19 protein-coding genes are annotated in these 19936 nt (G+C 68.4%); 5 read left to right on the plus strand and 14 right to left on the minus strand.

The features are described from left to right. Positions 1-268: 268 nt before the first annotated feature. Complete coding sequence (locus tag ABE424_RS08555; RefSeq protein ID WP_346491916.1) at positions 269-1204, minus strand: 2-oxoglutarate and iron-dependent oxygenase domain-containing protein; 936 nt, start codon at positions 1202-1204, stop codon at positions 269-271. A 397-nt stretch (positions 1205-1601) separates the two neighbouring features. Between ABE424_RS08555 and ABE424_RS08560 the strand changes: the two genes are divergently transcribed. Next, entirely contained in the window at positions 1602-2753 is a 1152-nt protein-coding gene (locus ABE424_RS08560; protein ID WP_346491915.1) for a glycosyltransferase family 4 protein, read from the plus strand. Then, positions 2740-3594, plus strand: a complete 855-nt coding sequence (locus tag ABE424_RS08565) for a polysaccharide deacetylase family protein (RefSeq protein WP_346491914.1) — start codon at positions 2740-2742, stop codon at positions 3592-3594. The genes ABE424_RS08560 and ABE424_RS08565 overlap by 14 nt, the downstream gene beginning before the upstream one ends. Before the next feature lie 83 nt (positions 3595-3677). Here the strand turns inward: ABE424_RS08565 and glmM are convergent, their stop codons facing one another. From glmM to trpB, 5 genes are all read right to left on the minus strand, one after another. After that, entirely contained in the window at positions 3678-5030 is a 1353-nt protein-coding gene (gene glmM, locus ABE424_RS08570) for a phosphoglucosamine mutase (RefSeq protein WP_346491913.1), read from the minus strand. Next, entirely contained in the window at positions 5030-5914 is an 885-nt protein-coding gene (gene accD / locus ABE424_RS08575; RefSeq protein ID WP_019182669.1) for an acetyl-CoA carboxylase, carboxyltransferase subunit beta, read from the minus strand. The genes glmM and accD overlap by 1 nt, the downstream gene beginning before the upstream one ends. Positions 5915-6052: 138 nt before the next feature. Next, on the minus strand, positions 6053-6865 hold the full coding sequence (gene trpA / locus ABE424_RS08580; protein WP_346491912.1) for a tryptophan synthase subunit alpha: 813 nt from the start codon (positions 6863-6865) through the stop codon (positions 6053-6055). Position 6866: 1 nt separating this feature from the next. Next, positions 6867-7565, minus strand: coding sequence for a hypothetical protein (locus ABE424_RS08585; protein WP_346491911.1), 699 nt, complete (start codon positions 7563-7565; stop codon positions 6867-6869). Beyond that, positions 7562-8788 carry a tryptophan synthase subunit beta gene (gene trpB, locus ABE424_RS08590; RefSeq protein WP_346491910.1) on the minus strand — a complete coding sequence of 409 codons (1227 nt, stop codon included), beginning with the start codon at positions 8786-8788 and terminating at the stop codon, positions 7562-7564. Before trpB ends, ABE424_RS08585 begins: the two co-directional genes overlap by 4 nt. A 95-nt stretch (positions 8789-8883) precedes the next feature. Between trpB and ABE424_RS08595 the strand changes: the two genes are divergently transcribed. Continuing rightward, positions 8884-9774, plus strand: coding sequence for a LysR family transcriptional regulator (locus tag ABE424_RS08595; RefSeq protein WP_346491909.1), 891 nt, complete (start codon positions 8884-8886; stop codon positions 9772-9774). A 121-nt stretch (positions 9775-9895) separates the two neighbouring features. On the opposite strand, the gene ABE424_RS08600 is transcribed toward ABE424_RS08595, so the two are convergent. From ABE424_RS08600 to prmB, 8 genes are all read right to left on the minus strand, one after another. Then, positions 9896-10552: a phosphoribosylanthranilate isomerase gene (locus tag ABE424_RS08600; protein WP_346478092.1), complete on the minus strand. Its 657-nt coding sequence runs from the start codon at positions 10550-10552 to the stop codon at positions 9896-9898. Continuing rightward, positions 10549-11322 carry a tRNA pseudouridine(38-40) synthase TruA gene (gene truA / locus ABE424_RS08605; protein ID WP_346491908.1) on the minus strand — a complete coding sequence of 258 codons (774 nt, stop codon included), beginning with the start codon at positions 11320-11322 and terminating at the stop codon, positions 10549-10551. The genes ABE424_RS08600 and truA overlap by 4 nt, the downstream gene beginning before the upstream one ends. A gap of 50 nt (positions 11323-11372) precedes the next feature. After that, positions 11373-11756: a VOC family protein gene (locus tag ABE424_RS08610; RefSeq protein WP_346491907.1), complete on the minus strand. Its 384-nt coding sequence runs from the start codon at positions 11754-11756 to the stop codon at positions 11373-11375. Beyond that, the gene (locus tag ABE424_RS08615; protein ID WP_346491906.1) at positions 11753-13798 is read right to left on the minus strand and encodes a FimV/HubP family polar landmark protein; all 2046 of its coding nucleotides are present in this window, start codon (positions 13796-13798) and stop codon (positions 11753-11755) included. Before ABE424_RS08615 ends, ABE424_RS08610 begins: the two co-directional genes overlap by 4 nt. Before the next feature lie 88 nt (positions 13799-13886). Next, entirely contained in the window at positions 13887-14912 is a 1026-nt protein-coding gene (locus ABE424_RS08620; RefSeq protein ID WP_319212422.1) for an aspartate-semialdehyde dehydrogenase, read from the minus strand. Between the two features lie 243 nt (positions 14913-15155). Further along, positions 15156-16211: a D-glycerate dehydrogenase gene (locus ABE424_RS08625; protein WP_346491905.1), complete on the minus strand. Its 1056-nt coding sequence runs from the start codon at positions 16209-16211 to the stop codon at positions 15156-15158. Then, positions 16204-17307 carry a chorismate synthase gene (gene aroC, locus ABE424_RS08630; RefSeq protein ID WP_176989281.1) on the minus strand — a complete coding sequence of 368 codons (1104 nt, stop codon included), beginning with the start codon at positions 17305-17307 and terminating at the stop codon, positions 16204-16206. Before aroC ends, ABE424_RS08625 begins: the two co-directional genes overlap by 8 nt. Then, positions 17304-18233 (minus strand): 50S ribosomal protein L3 N(5)-glutamine methyltransferase, encoded by a 930-nt coding sequence (gene prmB / locus ABE424_RS08635; protein ID WP_176989280.1) that lies wholly within the window; start codon positions 18231-18233, stop codon positions 17304-17306. The genes aroC and prmB overlap by 4 nt, the downstream gene beginning before the upstream one ends. A 148-nt stretch (positions 18234-18381) precedes the next feature. Here prmB and ABE424_RS08640 point away from each other — a divergent pair, with 148 nt between their 5' ends. Continuing rightward, positions 18382-19032 carry an SCO family protein gene (locus ABE424_RS08640; protein WP_176989279.1) on the plus strand — a complete coding sequence of 217 codons (651 nt, stop codon included), beginning with the start codon at positions 18382-18384 and terminating at the stop codon, positions 19030-19032. Then, the gene (gene asd, locus ABE424_RS08645; RefSeq protein ID WP_319212433.1) at positions 19029-19871 is read left to right on the plus strand and encodes an archaetidylserine decarboxylase; all 843 of its coding nucleotides are present in this window, start codon (positions 19029-19031) and stop codon (positions 19869-19871) included. The genes ABE424_RS08640 and asd overlap by 4 nt, the downstream gene beginning before the upstream one ends. Positions 19872-19936: the final 65 nt, after the last annotated feature.

The following is a 19936-nucleotide window of genomic DNA, read 5'->3' on the forward strand; positions in this document are numbered from 1 at the left end:
CACGTCGAGCCCCCATGGGTGAGAGCGCATTGCTTGCGAGGCACTGCCTCGCATGCGTTCGAACGCACAGCCGCCAGCGGCTGGGCCGGGCCGCGGAGCGGGGTTTACGGCGCGTCCCGGCTGGGCATGGCAGCGATCGCCCAACACGTTGCAGCGAATAGCTGAATGCAGCAGGGCCAGTATGTCTGGAGCCGGCCAGCGGCCGGCATGACACGGAATGAAGAAGGCCGCCTTTCGGCGGCCTTCGTTCTTGTCCCGGCAGGATCGCTTACTTCAGCTTGATCTCGCGCAGGCGCTCTTCCAAGAAGCCGTGGGCGGTGATCGGCTCCGGGTAGCGACTCTGGTTTTCCGGGGTGATGCAGGTCGGCAGCACGTCGATCAGGAAATCCGGGTTCGGGTGCAGGAAGAACGGCACCGAATAGCGCGGCTGGCGCGCCTGCTCACCCGGAGGGTTGACCACGCGGTGGATCGTGGACGGATACACATGGTTGGTCAGGCGCTGCAGCATGTCGCCGATATTGACCACGATGGTGTCCGCGTCCGAGGTGAAGGGCACCCACTTGCCCTCGCGGGACTGCACTTCCAGCCCGGCCGCACTGGCGCCGACCAGCAGGGTGATGAAGTTGATGTCGCCATGGGCACCGGCGCGCACATTCGGGATGTTCTCCGCGGTGATCGGCGGGTAGTGGATCGGGCGCAGGATCGAATTGCCGTTGTTGGTCTTGTCCGCGAAGAAATCTTCCGGCAGACCGATATGCAGGGCCAGCGCCGACAGGACGCGCGAACCCAGCTTGTCCAGGGCCTGGTAGAGGCCGTAGCCACGCTCACGGAAGCCCGGGACCTCGCTCGGCCACAGGTTCGGGGCCATCACGTCACGGTACTTGGAGTCGTCCGGGATCTCGCGACCGATGTGCCAGAACTCCTTCAGATCGAAGTGCTGGGAGCCCTTGGCGGTCTCCACGCCGAAGGCGGTGTAGCCACGGGCGCCGCCGCTGCCGGGCACGTGGTACTGGCGCTTGGTCTCTTCCGGCAGCGCGAAGAAGGCCTTGAAGACCTCATACGCGGCGTCGATGTCGGCCTGCGGAATGCCGTGGTTGCGGATGCCAGCAAAGCCCCATTCGCGGTAGGCCGCACCCAGCTCGGCCACGAACGCGTCGCGGTCGGTGTCAAAACGGGTGATGTCGAGGGTGGGGATCTGGCTCACAGCGATTCCTGCTTGTTCATGGTGGTCGGTGGGCCAGCTGTGGCCCGGCTGAACATTGTGCCAGATCGGGCCACCCCCGCCACCGATACATTGATACAAACCGATACAATGCGCGCGCCCGGACGGCCACAACGGGCCACCGGCGACGCTCACGCGCCGCCCCCTTTACTCCTTGCGTCGCCCGGTCCGCCCCATGGTTGCCCTGCCCTCCCCCTCATCGCCGACGGCGTTGCGCTGGCCCACGCCGGCAGGGCCGCGCCCGTGGCTGCCGACCCCGCACGACCTCCCACCCACGGCACCGCACAGCGCATGGGATGCGCTGGCGCGATCCCGCAGGCAATGACGACGGCCGCCCGCGCACGCCGCGGGCGCGTTTCCACACATGGACTGTCCACCGATGAACGTTCCACTGAAAATTCTCCATACCGAGGCTGCCAAGGGATTTGGCGGGCAGGAGATCTACATCTACCGCCACATGCTGGCGATGCGCGACCGCGGCCACGACGTCTCCCTGCTGTGCCAGCCCGACGCGCGCCTGGGTGAGCTGGCGCGCGAAGCCGGCTTCACCGTCCACGCGCTCAAGATGGGCGGCCTGCTGCGCATGCTGCGCGGGATCTGGTCGGTGTCGCGCCTGGTGCGCCGCCATGGTTACCACGTGGTGAACACCACCAGCCGCCGCGACAGCCTGATCGCCGCGGCCGGCGCCCGGCTCGGGGGTACGCCACTGGTGGTGCGCTCGCGTCACCTGATGAGCCCGATCAACTCGCTGCTGACCTATACCGGCCTGCCGCACCGGGTGATGACGGTGAGCAGCTTCGTCAAGAAGCTGATGGTCAGCCGCGGCATCGACGACGCGCACGTGGGGATCGTCCCGCCGATCGCGGTGCCGCCGCAGTGGTCGCAGATCGCCAAGCGCGATCCGTGGCAGTGTCGGCAGGATACCCGTGCGGAAACGCGCGCCGAACTGGGCTTCGGCGACGACCAGATCGTGGTCGGCTGCGTCGCCGTGCTGCGCGAACCCAAGGGCCACCTCGAGCTGCTGCAGGCCATGGCACCGCTGTGCCGCGCCGATCCACGCGTGCAGCTGGTGATCGTGGGCGACGGCCAGCCGGTGATGGAGCGCCTGATCGCCCTGCGCGAGCAGCTCGGCATCACCGCGCAGGTCCACCTGCTCGGCTACCGCCAGGGTGCTTGCCGGTTGATGACCGCCTTCGATATCTTCGCCCTCGCCACCCACAAGGAAGCGGCCGGCACGGTGTTTCTCGAGGCCGCCTACGTTGGCGTGCCGATCGTCGCCACGCGTGTCGGCGGGGTCCCGGAAATGGTGGTGGAAGGCAGCAATGCCCTGCTTGCGCCGCTGGGCGACCAGGCCGCGCTGACCGGCGCGCTGCGCACGCTGATCGAACAGCCCGACCGCCGCCAGCAGATGGGGCTGGCCGGCTGGGAATGGATGCGCAGCGCCCACCGCTTCACCCCGACCGGTCACACTGAAGCGACCGAATACTATTACCACCAGTGGTTGAAGGAACTGGGCCATGGCCAACGCTAGATCCGTCCCGGTGCTGATGCACCACCACGTCTCCCCGTCGCCGGGGATGATCACGGTCTCGCCGGAAAACTTCGAAAGCCAGATCGCCTGGCTGGCAGCCAACGGCTGGACCTCGCTGACCCTGGACCAGTACGCCGGTTTCCTCGCCGGCAAGCCGACGCCGGCCAAGTCGATCGTGATCACCTTCGATGACGGCTACCTGGACAACTGGGTCTACGCGCACCCGATCCTGGCCAAGTACGGGATGCACGCCGTGGTGTTCGTGGTCACCGGCTGGATGGGCGAAGGCGCGGTCCGCCCGCATGCCGGGCAACCCGGCGCTATCCTGCCCGCGACGCCGGACCATCGCGGATGCGAGGCGGCCATCCTGCACGAGAACCGCCCCGACGACGTCATGATGCGCTGGAGCGAAGCGCGCGAGATGATCGCCGCCGGCACCTTCGAGGTGCACTGCCACACGCACACGCATACCCGCTGGCTCAAGCAGGACATCTCCCGCGAACACAAGCGCCAGGGCATCAGCGGCGATCTGTCGGTGGCACGCGACGTGCTCCGGCAGCAGCTGGGCGACGTATCGGACACGCTGTGCTGGCCCTACGGCGATTTCGACGAGGACTATGTGCAGATCGCGCGGGCGCAGGGCTTCAAGTACCTGCACACCACCCACCCGTTCGGCCGCAACGTGGTCGGCGGCGATCCGGAGCACATCTACCGGTTCGCGATCCGCGACCGTCCTGCCCGCTGGCTGCGCAAGCGCATCGCCTATAGCTACCACCCGCTGATCGCGCCGCTGTTCAACCGCTTCAAGGCGAAGAAAAAGAAGATGGTGGCAGGGCCCTGACCCGCAGCGGATCCGCAGCGGGTCCGCAACGAAAACGCCCCGGTCTCCCGGGGCGTTTTCAATTCAGCCGTGTTTCGGCTGGCTCAGGCCGCAGCCGCCGCCTTCACCGCCGCCGACAGGCTGTCCAGCGTGGCCTGCATCAGCTCGGCGCTGTCCGCTTCGACGGTGACGCGCACCACCGGCTCGGTGCCGGAGGGGCGCAGGAACGCGCGACCGCGTCCCTTCACCGCCTGCTGCGCGGCCACCAGCGCGGCCTGCACGCTCTCGGCCTGCACGGTCGCCTTGGCAGCGCCCTGCAGACGCACGTTGACGGTCTTCTGCGGCACCTTGGTGAGCACCGACAGCACCTGGCGCAGGGAGGTACCGTCGCGACGCAGCACTTCCAGCACCTGCAGCGCGCTGACGATCGCATCACCGGTGGTGGCACGGTCCAGGCACAGCAGATGGCCGGAGGCTTCGCCGCCGAGCACGCCGTTGTTTTCCACCAGCGCCTGATGCACGTAGCGGTCGCCGACGTTGCTGCGCTGGAACGGGATGTTCAACCGTTCCAGTGCCTGCTCCAGGCCGAAGTTGGTCATCAGCGTGCCGACCACCGGACCATGCAGGCGCCCGCTGCGCTGCCAGGCCTGGGCCAGCACGAACAGCAGGTCATCGCCGTCGACCGGGTTGCCCTGGTCGTCGGCCATCAGCACGCGGTCGCCGTCGCCGTCGAAGGCGATGCCGAAATCGGCGCCGACCTCGCGCACTTTGGCCGCCAGATTGTCGATGTGCATCGAGCCGACGCCATCGTTGATGTTCAGGCCGTTGGGCGCATCACCGATGCTGATCACCTCGGCGCCCATCTCGCGGAACAGCAGCGGGGCGACGTGGTAGGTGGCACCGTGCGCGCAGTCGAGCACGATCTTCAGGCCACGCAGGTCGAAGCCGCGCGGCACGCTGGCCTTGCAGAACTCGATGTAGCGGCCGACCGCATCGCGCGCGCGCATGGCCTTGCCCAGACGTTCGGACTCGACGGTAGTGAACGGTGCATCGAGCGCGGCTTCCAGCGCCAGCTCGGTGGCGTCATCCAGCTTCTCGCCATCGGCGGAGAAGAACTTGATGCCGTTGTCGTAGTGCGGGTTGTGCGAGGCGCTGATGACGATGCCCGCATCCGCACCGAGGGTGCGGGTGAGGAAGGCCACCGCCGGCGTCGGCATCGGGCCGAGCAGTTGCACATCGGCACCGGCCGCCACCAGCCCGGCCTCGAGTGCGGCTTCGAACATGTAGCCGGAGATGCGCGTGTCCTTGCCGATCACCACCACCGGGCGGCGCCCGTTGCGCTCGGTCAGCGCGCGCCCGAGCGCATTGCCCAGGCGCAGCACGAAATCGGCGGAGATGACGCCTTCACCGACCTTGCCGCGGATGCCATCGGTGCCGAAGTACTTGCGCGAGGCCATCAGGCGGCCGCATCCGGTGCGGGCGCCGGCTGGCGCGCCAGCATGGCCAGGATCTCGGACAGACGATCACGCATTTCGCGGCGGTCGCAGATCTGGTCGATCGCGCCGTGCTCGAGCAGGAACTCCGAGCGCTGGAAGCCTTCCGGCAGCTTTTCGCGCACGGTCTGTTCGATCACGCGCGGGCCTGCGAAGCCGATCAGCGCCTGCGGCTCGGCGATGTTGATGTCGCCCAGCATCGCGAACGAGGCCGACACGCCGCCGGTGGTCGGATGGGTCAGCACCGAGATGTACGGCAGGCCGGCGTCGCGCAGGCGACCCAGCGCGGCCGAGGTCTTCGCCATCTGCATCAGCGAGAACAGGCCTTCCTGCATGCGCGCGCCGCCACTGGCGGAGAAGCACACGTAAGGGGCGCCGATCTCCAGCGCTTTTTCAGCGGCGAGCGAGAAGCGCTCACCGACCACCGAACCCATCGAGCCGCCCATGAAGGCGAAATCGAAGGCCGAGGCGACCAGCGGGCGGCCCTTCATCAGGCCCTGCATGGCGATCAGGGCATCGTACTCGCCCGTGTTCTTCTGCGAGGCCTTGATCCGCTCGCTGTACTTTTTCTGGTCCTTGAACTTGAGCAGGTCGGTCGGGCCCAGGCGCGCACCGATCTCGGTGGTGCTGTCCGCGTCGAACAGCGCGGCCAGGCGCGCGCGCGCGCGGATGGCCATGTGATGGCCACACTTGGGGCAGACTTCCAGGTTCTCTTCCAGCTCAGGACGGTAGAGCGCGCTGCCGCAGCTGCTGCACTTCTCCCACAGGCCCTCGGGGACGCTGCGCTTCTTGCTGGGGACGTTGTCGGTGCGGATGCCAGACGGCATCAACTTGCTGAGCCAACTCATGCGGGATGCTACTTCCGTTCAGGGCGGCCCGGGGGCCGCAAAGGCGGACAGTCTAGCTCACCGTTTCCATGCTCGGGCACCCCCCGGCGGTTGCCGGGGGGCTGGCGTAAACCATTCTGGTACGTACGTTTGCGTGCTTCAGGCGGCGTCGAGTGCGCGTCGCAGCGGCGTGAGGAATGTCTCCGCGGCCTGTGCGGCGGCCGTGGCATCGGGGGCCTCGCCCAACGCAGCCACCAGCGCGCTGCCCACCACCACGCCATCGGCCTCCACGGCCATGGCCGCGGCACTGGCCGCATCCTTGATGCCGAAGCCGGCCACCACCGGTACCGCCGACCGGCTGCGCAGGTCGCGCAGGCGGGCACTGGCGGCACTGCTGTCCAAACGATCCGACGCCCCGGTCACGCCGGCGAAACTGACGTAGTACAGATAGCCCTGTGCCATCGCGGACAGCGCATCCAGGCGCGCATCGGCCGTGGTCGGCGAGGCCAGCAGGATCAGCGCCAGGCCGGCGGCGGTGAAGATCTCGCGGGTTTCGGCGGCCTCCTCCGGCGGCAGGTCGACCAGCAGGATGCCGTCCACGCCGGCGGCGATGGCCGACTGCGCGAAGCGGGCCGTGCCGTGGATCTCGATCGGGTTGAGGTAGCCCATCAGCACCACCGGGGTGGTGGCGTCGTCCTTGCGGAACGTGGCGACTGTCTCCAGTACATAGCGCAGCCCTGCTCCACGGGCCAGCGCACGCTCGGAGCTGCGCTGGATGGTCGGGCCGTCGGCCATCGGGTCGGAGAACGGCACCCCGAGCTCGATCACGTCCGCGCCGGCGGCGGCGAGTGCATGCATCACCGGCACGGTGGCATCCAGGCCCGGATCACCGGCGGTGATGAAGGGAATCAGCGCCTTGCGACGCTCAGCGCGCAGGCGGGCAAAACAGGCATCGATACGGTCCACGGACATCTCAGGCACATCCTTCAATCAGTTCAACGGCGCCACTGGCGCCCCAGTACAGCTTCGATATCACCCCGTCGAAGATCTCCAGCCGGATCGCCAGATCCGAACCGGGATCCTGCCAGGTCAGGTATTCGCCCGTTTCCGGGTCATAGGCGTGCGGTGCGCGCGTACTGCCGGGCGGCAACCGCTGGAGCGCCTCGTCACGGGTCATGCCCAGGCGCAGGCCGAACGGCCCGGGCTGGGTGATGGCCTCGTAGGAATCTTCGATCGGGGCCAGCTCGAAGCGCTGCACGTGGTCGTCCTCGACCATCATCGACACGCCTTCGGGCAGGTTGCCCCGCTCGTAATACTCGCAGGCGCCGGCGGGCTCGTCCTCGCTCAGGCCGGCCGAATGCCAGGGGCCGTCGGCGGCGAGCTCAGTGAACCGCTGCCCGATCACGACATCGCCCGCATGATCCAGCGCGACCGAGACCACCGACGGCACGGCGTCGTCCGCCACGGCTGCCTCGGCGGCCGGTGGCGCTGCCGGTGCGTCCTCGATCGGACGGTTGGCGATGTCATCGTCATTGCTGGCCTGTTCGCGTGCCGGCGCCACCACACCGAGCGGTGCCGCAGGGGCCGGCAACACCGGCGGGTCCGGCGGCGCACATCCGGTCAGGCCGACCACCATCAGCAGCGCACTTCCCTGGCGCAGCAGCGGATTCACAGGACCAGACCCTCCCGGGCAGCGATGGTGTGCACGTCCTTGTCGCCACGCCCGGACAGGTTGCACAGCACCAGCTTGTCGCGCGGCAGATCGCGCGCGATCTTGATCGCCTGGGCCACCGCGTGGCTGGACTCCAGCGCCGCCAGGATGCCTTCGCTGTGGGCCAGCTGGTGGAACGCCGCCAAGGCTTCGTCATCGGTGATGCCGACATACTCGGCGCGCCCGGCATCGGCCAGGAAGGCGTGCTCCGGACCAACGCCCGGATAGTCCAGGCCGGCCGAGACCGAGTGGGTTTCGGTGATCTGGCCGTCGTCGTCGCAGATCACATAGGTGCGGTTGCCGTGCAGCACGCCCGGGCGACCGGCCGCGATCGAGGCCGCATGGCGCCCGGTCTCGATGCCGTCGCCGGCTGCTTCTGCACCGACGATGCGGACATCGCGATCATTGAGGAACGCATGGAACAGGCCGATCGCATTGCTGCCACCGCCCACGCAGGCGGTGATCGCATCGGGCAGGCGGCCGTAGTCGGTGAGCATCTGCGCGCGCGCCTCGCGGCCGACGATCGCATTGAAATCGCGCACCATGCGCGGGTACGGGTCAGGGCCGGCCACGGTGCCGATGATGTAGAAGGTGTCGCGCACGTTGGTGACCCAGTCGCGCATCGCTTCGTTGAGCGCATCCTTCAGCGTGGCGGAGCCGGAGGTGACCGGCACCACCGTCGCCCCGAGCAGCTTCATGCGGTAGACATTGATCTTCTGCCGCTCGATGTCGGTGGCCCCCATGTACACCACGCACTCCAGGCCCAGCCGCGCGGCCACGGTGGCACTGGCCACGCCGTGCTGGCCGGCGCCGGTCTCGGCGATGATGCGCGTCTTGCCCATCCGTGCGGCGAGCAGCGCCTGGCCGATGGTGTTGTTGATCTTGTGCGCGCCCGTGTGGTTCAGGTCCTCGCGCTTGAGCAGGATCTGCGCGCCGCCGACCTGCTGGCTGAGCCGCTCGGCGTGGTAGATCGGGCTGGGACGGCCCACGTAATGGGTCAGGTCCTTGTCGTAGGCGGCGATGAAGGCCGGATCACGGCGTGCTTCGTCATAGGCGGCGGCCAGCTCCTGCAGCGGCCCGATCAGGGTCTCGGCGACGAAACTCCCGCCGTAGCGGCCGAAATGGCCGCTGGCATCGGGGTAGGCGTGGAAATCGACGATGGGGGAGACGGGGGAAGCAGACATAGCGCGACAGCCGGTGGAGACAGGCTGCCAATTTAACGCACCTGTCATGACAGGAATATCGATAATATCTGCCACGACCTGTCAGGAAAACTCACATGACCGACGGACCGTTGCCTCCGCTCAACGCCCTGCGCAGCTTCGAGGCGGCCGCCCGCCTGGGCGGCGTCGGTCGGGCCGCCGACGCCCTGCATGTCACCCATGGCGCGATCAGCCGCCAGCTGCGCCTGCTGGAGGACCACCTGGGCGTCGTGCTGTTCCAGCGCGAAGGGCGTGGGCTGCGCCTGACCCGCGCCGGCGAGGATCTGCAGGCCGCCTGCGAGGGCGCCTTCGAGCAGATCCGCGAGGCGGTGGTGGCCCTCAAGCGCCAACAGCGGCCCGAAGCGCTGGTGCTCGGCTGCAGCGGCAGCATCCTGGCGCGCTGGATGATCCCGCGCCTGCAGGCCCTGCAGACTGCCCTGCCCCAGCTGCCGCTGCACTGGTCCGCGCAGGACGGCAGCTTCACCCCCGGGCAGCAGGGTCTGGATGCGGTCCTGCTGCTGGCCCAGCCACCGTGGCCGCGCGGCTGGCAGGTGCGGGAGCTGGCGCCGGAGCGGGTGGGCGTGGTGGTCAGTCCACAGCACCCGGCCGCAGCACGGCTGCGGCATCAACCGCCCTCCGCGCTGCTGGGCGAACCGCTGCTGCACACCGCCTCACGCCCGCAGGCGTGGCCGGCGTGGGCGTTGTCGCATGGGCTGGAGCCTGCGCAGCTGCAGGTGGGCAGCGGCTTCGAGCATCTGTATTACCTGCTGGAAGCGGCGGTGGCCGGACTGGGCGTGGCGATCGCGCCGGAGCCGCTGGTGGCCGATGAACTGGCGGCCGGGCGGCTGCTGGCCCCCTGGGGATTTGGCGCCACCGGCGGGTTCTGGGTGCTGGCCACGCCCGAGGGCGCGGCGGATCCGCGGGTGGATGCGCTGGCCGGGTGGCTGCAGGCGCAGCTGCAGGGATGAGTGCGCCACGACCGACGGTCGTGGGCCAACCGGTGGGCCGCAGATGTATCAGGTTGCCGGCCAGCGGCCGGCACTACCGCATCACGACCGACGGTCGTGGCCTACCCGCAGGGCCGGCTGATCAATCTGCTTCGTGGCAGTCGGCGCGCCGTACTTCCTCCACGAACTTGCGCATCTTGTAGCCGTCCTTGATGCCCGGTTCCGATTCGATGCCACTGGACACATCCACGCCCCACGGCAGGGTGGCCACGATCGCGTCGAACACGTTGTCCGGGGTGATCCCGCCGGCCAGCAGGAATGGCCGATGCAGGCCGGTCGGCAGGCGGGTCCAGTCGAAGGCCACGCCGGTTCCACCGCCACCGCCGGGCGCATGGCTGTCGAACAGGAAGCCGGCCGCGCTTGGGTAACGCAGCTGCAGCTGGCGGGCATTGACCTCGTCCTTGCCGCCCATCGCCACGGCCTTCAGGTACGGCATGTTGAAGCTGCGGCAGAACGATTCGTCTTCCTCGCCATGGAACTGCAGCAGGGTCGGCCGCACGGTGCGCAGCACCTCGCGTACCTCTTCCTTGCTGTTGTCGCGGAACAGGGCCACCACGTCGACCATCGGCGCGATCGCCTGGCGCATGGCCCGGGCCTCGGCCGGCGCGACCCGGCGCTTGCTCTCGCGGGCGAAGATGAAACCGACCGCGTCCACGCCGAGTTCGCCGGCCAGGCGCACGTCGCCGGCACGGGTCATGCCGCAGAACTTGATACGGGTGCGGTAGAAGGAGCGGCTCATAAGGTGACCTCGGCAGGCAGCTGCCAGTTGTCGGGGTACAGGGGACCAACGAAGACCAATCCCTGTGGCGGAGCCGTCGGGCCGGCCACGGTGCGGTCGCGCCCGGCCAGCAGTTGCCCCATCCACGCGACCGGCTGCTCACCACAACCGACCAGGATCAATGAACCGACGATATTGCGCACCATGTGATGAAGGAATGCATTGGCCTGAACGGCGACCTCCACCACCTCGCCCTGACGGGTCACCGAGAGCGACTGCATGTTCCGGCGTGCGTGCAGGGCCTCGCACTGCACACTGCGGAAGGCGCTGAAGTCGTTCTCGCCGAGCAGGGCCTGGCCGGCCGCGTGCATCAGCCCGGCATCCAGCGGCCGGCGCTCCCAGCTCAGGGTCTGCCGGTACAGCGCCGGGCGGACCTGGCGATTGAGCAGGCGATAACGGTAGCGGCGCGCACGCGCGGCGAAACGCGCATGGAACTCGTCGGCCACCGGCACGCACCAGCGCACCGCAATGGAACGTGGCAGGCGGGTGGTGGTCCCCAGCATCCAGCTGCGCGGATCGCGCACGACATCGGTATCGAAGTGCACGACCTGGCATTCGCCGTGGACGCCGGCATCGGTACGCCCGGCACACACGACCTGGATCGGCGCATTGGCCACCGAGGACAACGCCTCCTGCAGGCTGGCCTGCACGCTGGGGCAGCCACTCTCACCGAGCTGCTGCCAGCCTTTGAATTCGCTGCCGTCGTATTCCACGCCCAGTGCGTAGCGCATGGTGAACCTCTGTGTTTTCGGGAGAACCGGCGCGGGCGCCGGGTAGTGCATCAGGCGGCGTCGCGCTCGGACCACACGGCCAGCTCGTTGCCGCCAGGCTCCAGGAACTGGAACCGGCTGCCGCCCGGGAAAGCGAACACCGGCTTGACCACCTGCCCGCCCTGGGCCAGTACGGCCTCGAGCATGGGCGGCAGGTCGTCGGCATGGATCACCAGCAACGGTGCGCCACCCGCGGAGGCGGTCTGCGGCTCGGCACGGAAGAAACCGCCCTGGAAGCGGCCGTCGTCGAAGGCGGTGTAGTCCGGGCCGTAATCCACGAACGACCAGCCGAACACCTGTTCGAAGAAGCAGCGGCTGGCGGCGGGATCGCGCGAGGCGAACTCCACGTAGTCCAGGCGGCGCTCCCGCACTGCTGCCGGGGGGGCGTCGCTCATCCCAGCCGCGCCAGCAGTTCGCGCGCTTCGGCCTGGCTGTGCGGATCGGCGCCGACGGCCACTTCATGCAGCAGGGTGCGCGCGGTTTCCGCATCCCCCAGGTCCAGGTACGCGATGGCCAGTTCCAGGCGATCACGGCCGGGACTGCCGATGGGCGCGATGGGCGCCTCGTCGGCGACCGGATCGGCTACGTCGAGCGTGTCGTCCGCGCTGGCGACGTCCGGCGCAGGGTCGTGGCCAGCGCGATCGTCGTTCGCCTCAGAAGCGTGTCCTTCGGCGGTGACCGACTCGTCCGGGAACTCGAACACACCGCGGAACGACGGCTGCGCCGCAGCTTCCAACGCGTGGGCCGGCGGCTCGATCAGCGGAGCCGGCTCGCGGAACAGCGCGTCGTCCACGTTCACATGCTGGGCATCGGCGTCGATGCCGTAGGCCGACGCAGCAGTTGCCTCGACCTCCGGCAGCACCGGCGCCTCATCCGTCGCGGAGGTGCTCCAGCGCGTATCGTCGATGCGGTCCTGCGGGACGGTTTCATCCGAGGAAGCAGCGCGCGCGAAGACCGGCTCGCGACGCAGCCCGGCGTAGACGTCGGCCTCCGCAATGGCCTCTTCGTCGGGCGCGCGGTGCGCATCATCCTGCTGCTCGGCCAGCGCATCCGCAGGATCGACGGCCGGCACGGCCGCCGCCAGCGAGGCGCCATCGAGCCCATCACGCGACAGCGGCGGCAATGGCGATGGCTTGCGCCGGCGAACCAGCGCCCAGCCTCCGACCACCAGCAGCAGCACCACCAGGCCCAGCCAGTACCAGCCACCGCTGGCGCTGTCGCGCGCCCCGGGTGCCTGCTCCAGCCGCTGCTGCGCGGCGGCCAGATCGTTGTCCTTCATTGCGATCAGCGACTGCTGCTGGGCCTTGAGCTTTTCCAGCTCGGCCACGCGCTCGCGCAGTTCCTGGATCTCGGCATCGCGCGTGGCGACGTCTTCCTTGGCCTGACGCAGTTGTTCGTTACCCAGCATGTCGCCCTCGGTGCCGGCAGCGGTGCCGGTGGTTGTGCCTGCGGTGGTGCCGGCGGCGGCGACGGCCGGCGCGATTTCCAGGCGCGCGCCCTGGCTCGCTGCCGCGGTCGCGGTGGCAGGTGTCGGCGCAGCGGCGACGCCACTGTCTGCCGGTTGCGGGATGGCGGCGCGCGACTGCCGCCACTGCGCGGTGTGCTCGCGGACGATCGCCGCGGCCTGCTGTGCATCGATCTCGGCCACGCCCTCGGCGCCCGGCGTGCGCAGCACGGCGCCCTGCTTGAGCAGGTTCACGTTGCCCCGGATGAAGGCTTCGGGATTGGCCCGCAGCAGCGCGATCATCGCCTGGTCGCGGTTGACGCCCTGCTCGCGCGCCAGCGAACCGGCGATCTGCGACAGCGTCTGTCCCCGTTGCACGGTGACGCTGCCATCAGCGGCCGCCGGTGTGCCGGGAGCTGCGCGCGGCGCGGCCGGGCGCGGCGTGGCAGCCGGCTCCGCACGGCGCGGCGGCGTCGCAGCGACGGGTGCTGCCGCCGGTGCCGGCTCGCGGATGATGGCATTGGACATCGCGCCCGCCGGGGCGACGATCTCCGGTTCGGCCACGGCGGCCGCGCTGTTGGGCGCGTCCACCAGCGCGGAATATTCACGGATCAGACGGCCCTGCCCCCAATCGGCTTCGATCAGGAAGTTCAGCGACGGGGTCACCACCGAGCTCTGGCTGCTGACACGCACCACGGCGCGACCCTGCGCATTGCGGGTCAACTCGAACTGCAGCTCGCTGACCAGCCCGGACGGCCGTTCCAGCCCGACCCGGGCGAAGGTCGCCGGCGAGGCCAGCGCCACACGGAGGTTTTCCAGCTCCGCCGGATCGGCGGAGATGACGGGGATTTCGGCCAGCAGTGGCTGCCCCGGCTTGGACAGCACCCGGATATCGCCCAGGCCCAGGGCCAGGGCGGAACTGCTGGCCAGGGCCAGCAACAGCGTCGACACATACTTGAGCGGACGCATTGCGCCCGGAGCCCGGTTCTTCATGGCGGCCAATATAGCGGCTCCCCCCGTGATCGGCGATGTTTCGATGCGGGCGGCCGGCGGCATCCCCATGCCGCCGGCCGCCCTGCGATCAGCCTTCGGCAGCGACCAGTTCGGCCAGCTGCACGGCATTGAGGGCCGCGCCCTTGCGGATGTTGTCCGAGACAATCCACAGGTTCAGGCCGCGCGGATGCGACAGATCCTCGCGGATGCGGCCGACATACACCGCATCGGTACCCGAGGCATGGGTGACCGGGGTCGGGTAGCCGCCGGCTTCATGCCGGTCGACCACTTCCACGCCCGGCGAACGTGCCAGCAGCTCGCGCGCGGCATCCGGGGTGACCTTGTCGCGGGTTTCGATGGTGACCGCTTCGGAGTGGCCATAGAACACGGGCACGCGCACGGCGGTGGGGTTCACCAGGATGCTGTCATCGCCGAGGATCTTGCGGGTTTCCCAGACCAGCTTCATTTCTTCCTTGGTGTAGCCGTTCTCCTGGAAATCATCGATGTGCGGGATCAGGTTGAACGCGATCTGCACCGGGAAGCGCTGCGGGTCGATTTCCTGGAAGCTGAGCAGCTGGCCGGTCTGCTTGCCGAGTTCTTCCAGCGCCGAGCGGCCACCGCCGGAGACGGACTGGTAGGTGGCCACGTTGATGCGCTCGATGCCGTACTGGCGGTGCAGCGGGGCGAGCGCGACCAGCATCTGCATGGTCGAGCAGTTCGGGTTGGCGATGATGCCGCGCGGGCGGTTCTTCAGCGCCTCCGGGTTCACTTCGGAGACGACCAGCGGCACGTCATCGTCGTAACGGAAGGCCGACGAGTTGTCGATGACCACCGCACCGGCGGCGGCGAACTTCGGACCGAACTCCTTGGAGACGCTGCCACCGGCGGAGAACAGCGCGATGTCCACGCCGTTCGGATCGAACGTGCTCAGGTCCTGGACCTTGATCTTCTCGCCCTGGTACTCGATCTCGCCACCGGCCGAACGCGAGGACGCGAGCAGGCTCAGCGTGGCGATCGGGAAGTTGCGCTCGGCCAGGATGGCCAGCATGGTTTCACCGACAGCACCGGTGGCGCCGACGACGGCGACGTGGAAACGACGATCTGGATTGCTCATGAGAACCTCTGTTGGGTGTACCGACCAACGGTCGGTACCTACCTTGATTTGGGGATGTGCACCGACCAACGGTCGGTAGCTACCTTGTTTGGGGATGTGTACCGACCCACGGTCGGTACCTGCCGGAATGTTGAATGTGCGTGCCGACCAACGATCGGTACCTGCCATGCCTTGGAGATCTGCACCGACCCACGGTCGGTACCTACCGGTTCGGGAACCTCGCCTGTTGGCCGGCGCGGTTCCCTATCGTTTTGCGTCGTCGATTTTTTTGCCGCCCACGGTCGCGCCGCCGGCTTTCGCGACGGCGACAGCATCGGCGTTGATCGCGCTCGGCGGGTGGCCGGCATCCGGGCCCTGCCCCAGTGCGGCGGTCAGGTTGTCCACGGCCAGCTGCACCATCGCCCGGCGGGTGGCCTGGCTGGCGCTGCCGATATGCGGGGTCAGCACGATGTTGTGCAGGGCGAGCAGTTCGGGGCGCACCGTGGGCTCGCCTTCGAACACGTCCAGCCCGGCGGCGGCCAGGCGCCCGTTGGCCAGCGCATCGGCGAGCGCCAGCTCGTCGACGATGCCGCCGCGGGCGATGTTGACCAGGGTGGCGGTCGGCTTCATCTTCGCCAGTGCATCGGCATCGATGATGTGGTGCGAGGAGGCGTTGTAGGGCAGCACGAGCACGAGGTGATCGACCTGCGCCAGCAGGGTATCCAGGTCCACGTACTGCGCGCCGACCTCGGCCTCGGTGGCCTCGGGCAGCCGCGAACGGTTGTGGTACAGCACGCGCATGCCGAAGCCGTGCGCGCCGCGGCGGGCGATGCCCTGGCCGATGCGGCCCATGCCGAGGATGCCCAGTGTGCTGCCGTGGATGTCGGCGCCGAGCATGGTCTGGAACGACCACTGCCCCCACTGGCCGTCACGCAGCCAGCGTTCGGATTCGGTGATGCGGCGCGCGGTGGCCATCAACAGCGCGAAGCCGAGATCGGCGGTGGTTTCGGTCAGCACATCCGGCGTATTGCTGGCCAGGATGCCGGCGGCGCTGAGCGCGTCGATATCCAGGTTGTTGTAGCCGACGCCGACGTTGGCGATCGCACGCAGCTGCGGCGCATGCGTGATCTCGGCCGCGCCGATGCGTTCGTTGAGGGTGATCAGCGCGCCGTCGACGTGGGCCAGCTGTTCGGCCAGCATCTGCGGCGTATAGCGGGTGACGTCGCCGGTCATGGTCAGGTCGAAATGCTGCCCGAGCTGTTCGACGACATCGTCGAACAGGGGCTGGCTGACCCAGACCTTGGGGCGCCGATCAGCCATCGATCGTGCCCGGAATACGCGGCGTGATCTCGCCGACATCGCCGCACTGGGCGCGGTGGCGCAGCGCCTGGTCCATCAGCACCAGCGCCATCATCGCCTCGGCGATCGGGGTGGCGCGGATGCCGACGCAGGGATCGTGACGGCCGGTGGTGATCACCTCGACCGAGGCGCCGCTGGCGTCCACCGTGGCACCGGGCAGGCGCAGGCTCGAGGTCGGCTTGAGCACGATCGAGGCGGTGACCTGCTGGCCGGTGGAGATGCCACCGAGGATGCCGCCGGCATGGTTGCTGGCAAAGCCCTGCGGGGTCAGCAGGTCACGGTGTTCGGTGCCCTTCTGCGCAGCGCTGGCAAAGCCGTCGCCGATCTCCACGCCCTTGACCGCGTTGATGCTCATCAGCGCCGCCGCCAGATCGCCATCGAGCTTGCCGTAGATGGGTTCACCCCAGCCCGGCGGCACACCATCGGCCACGACGTTGACACGCGCGCCGACCGAGTCGCCGGACTTGCGCAGCGCGTCCATGTAGCTCTCCAGCGCAGGCACCTGATCGGCGACCGGCCAGAAGAACGGATTGTCTTCCACCGCCGACCAGTCGAAACCGGTCGGGGTGATCTCGCCCAGCTGCGAGAGGTAGCCGCGCACGGTGACGCCATGACGCTGCAGCAGCCACTTCTTGGCGATCACGCCGGCGGCGACGCGCATGGTGGTTTCGCGCGCGGAGGAGCGCCCGCCGCCGCGGGGATCGCGGATGCCGTACTTCTGCCAGTAGCTGTAGTCGGCATGGCCCGGACGGAACTGCTGGGCGATCGTGGTGTAATCCTTGCTGCGCTGATCGGTATTGCGGATCAGCAGCCCGATCGGGGTGCCGGTGGTACGGCCTTCGTACACACCGGACAGGATCTCGATCTCATCGGCTTCGCGTCGCGCGGAGGTATGCCGGCTCTTGCCGGTGGCCCGCCGCTGCAGGTCGTGGGCGAATTCGTCGGCGCTGATCTCCAGCCCCGGCGGACAGCCGTCCACCACGCAGCCGATCGCCGGACCGTGCGATTCGCCGAAGGTGGTGACGGTCAGCAGTTTGCCGAAGCTGTTGGAACTCACGGCCGCTGCGCCGCCAGCTCGGTGATGCGGGCGCTGTGCGCGATCAGTTCGCGGCACTCGACCGCGAAGATGCCCATCTGGCCGACCTTGAACTCGACCCAGGCAAAGTCGACTTCCGGCAGCAGCTTGATCAGGTGCTGTTCGGACTCGCCCACTTCACAGATCAGCAGGCCGTCCTCGCTCAGGTGCAGCGGGGCGTCGCGCAGGATCTTCAGCACCAGGTCCAGGCCATCGTCGCCGGCGCGCAGGCCCATGTCCGGCTCGTAGGAGTATTCCCGCGGCAGGGCATCGGTCTCGTCGTTGGTGACGTACGGCGGATTGGTGACGATCAGGTCGTAGTGACGGCCGGTCAGGCCGTTGAACAGGTCGGACTTGAGCAGGGTGACGTTGTGCGCCTGGAGACGTTCCTTGTTCTCTTCGGCCAGCGACAGCGCCTCGTCGCTGAGGTCGACACCGTCCACTTCCCAGTTCGGGTAGTAGTGGCCCATGGCGATGGCGATGCAGCCCGAGCCGGTGCACAGGTCCAGCGCGCGATGGACGTCGCGGCCCGCCAGCCAGGGTTCGAAGCCACATTCGATCAGCTCGGCGATCGGGGAGCGCGGCACCAGCGCGCGCGTGTCGCTCTTGAAGCTCAGGCCGGCGAACCAGGCCTCACCGGTCAGGTAGGCGGCCGGGACACGCTCGTCGATGCGACGCTGGAACAGGTCCAGCACGCGCACCTTCTCTTCCTGCAGCAGCCGCGCCTGGCCATAGGCCGGGCCGAGGTCATGCGGCAGGTGCAGGCTGTGCAGGACGAGCTGGGTGGCTTCATCCAGGGCGTTGTCATAGCTGTGCCCGAAGGTCAGCCCGGCGGCGTTGAAACGGCTGGTGCCGTAGCGGATCAGATCGATGATCGTGTGGAGTTCGGCGGCCGTTTCGGCAGTCATGGCGGGGCAACAGACAATGTGGCCCTCGATTATAGGCGCTGGGGCGGGCCGGGGCATCCGTTGCAGTCGAAACGGTGGACGGGCCACCCACAGGACGCCGCCGCCCCCATCCCTCTATCATGGTGGCCACTTCCGGGACGGGGCCCTTATGTTCAATCGCAATGTCGGCATCATCCTGCTGATCGCCCTCGCCGCCGGGCTGGGCCTGGTCGTGGCGCAGAAGGTCTTCGCGCCCACGCCGGGCGGTGACCGCCCCGCCACCGAGTCGATCACGTTCTATCCGCAACCGCGCCCATTGCCCGATTTCAACCTGGGCCAGTCCGACGGCACCCGCCTGATCCCGGGCGAGCTGAAGGGCCATTGGACCCTGGTGTTCCTGGGCTTCACCTTCTGCCCGGACGTCTGCCCGACCACCCTCGCCGACCTGGCCCAGGCCCAGAAACAGTGGGAAGCCCTGCCCGAGACGCTGCGTCCGCGGCTGGTCTTCATTTCGGTCGATCCCGAGCGCGACACCCCGGCACGGCTGGGCGAGTACGTGCACGCCTTCCACAAGGACACCCTGGCCGCGACCGCCGATGTGCCGTCGCTGGAGCGCTTCGCCACCTCGCTGGGCTTCGTGTTCCAGAAGGTGCCGGGCAAGCACTTCGATGAAAATCCCGAGGATTACACCCTCGAACACTCGGCCAGCCTGGCCGTGCTGGACCCGCAAGGCCGCCTGGCCGGCCTGATCCGCCCTCCTTTCCAAGCGCAGGCCATCGCCCGCGACCTGCACCTGCTGACCGAGAAATCCGCCCCATGAGTCTGATGACCACGCTGAGCTACGCCCTGCCCCACCGCCTGCTGTCGTCCATGGCGCGCAGACTGGCGTATTCCAGCAACCCGCGGATCTCGCGCTGGCTGATCGACACCGTGACCACGAAGTTCGGCGTGAACCTCGCTGAAGCGGCCCATCCGGACCCGCGCAGCTACCCGACCTTCAATCAGTTCTTCACCCGGGCGCTGAAGCCGGGCGCGCGCGTGGCCGATGCCGATCCGCGCACGCTGGTGATGCCGGCCGATGGCCGGATCAGCCAGCTGGGCACGATCGAAGACGGGCGCATCTTCCAGGCCAAAGGCCAGTCCTTCACCGCCGCCGAACTGCTGGGTGACGCCAAGGATGCCGAAGTCTTCCACCACGGCCTGTTCGCCACGGTGTACCTGTCGCCGAAGGATTACCACCGCGTGCACATGCCGTGGACCGGCACCCTGCGCGAGACCGTGCATGTGCCGGGGCGGTTGTTCAGTGTCGGCCCGGCTGCGGTGAACAAGGTACCGGGGCTGTTCGCCCGCAACGAGCGCCTGGTCTGCCACTTCGATACCGATTTCGGCCCGATGGTCTCGGTGATGGTCGGCGCGCTGCTGGTCTCCGGCGTGGAGACGGTGTGGGGCGGCGAGGAGATTCCGGCCTACGGCGATACCATCACGCGCAAGGATTACCGCGGCAAGGGCATCACCCTGGAGCGCTTCGCGGAGATGGCGCGCTTCAATTACGGCTCGACCGTGATCGTGCTGCTGCCGCCCGGCGTCGCCGAGTTCGCGCCGCATCTGGATGCCGAGCATGCGGTGCAGCTGGGGCAGGCGCTGGCGACCCTGAAGTAACGGTAGTGCCGGCCGCTGGCCGGCATCGCACAAGTGCGCGATCGGCGCCCACAAAAAAACGCCCC

It is taken from the genome of Stenotrophomonas sp. TWI1149 (genome assembly GCF_039673155.1).
Taxonomy (GTDB): domain Bacteria; phylum Pseudomonadota; class Gammaproteobacteria; order Xanthomonadales; family Xanthomonadaceae; genus Stenotrophomonas; species Stenotrophomonas maltophilia_AA.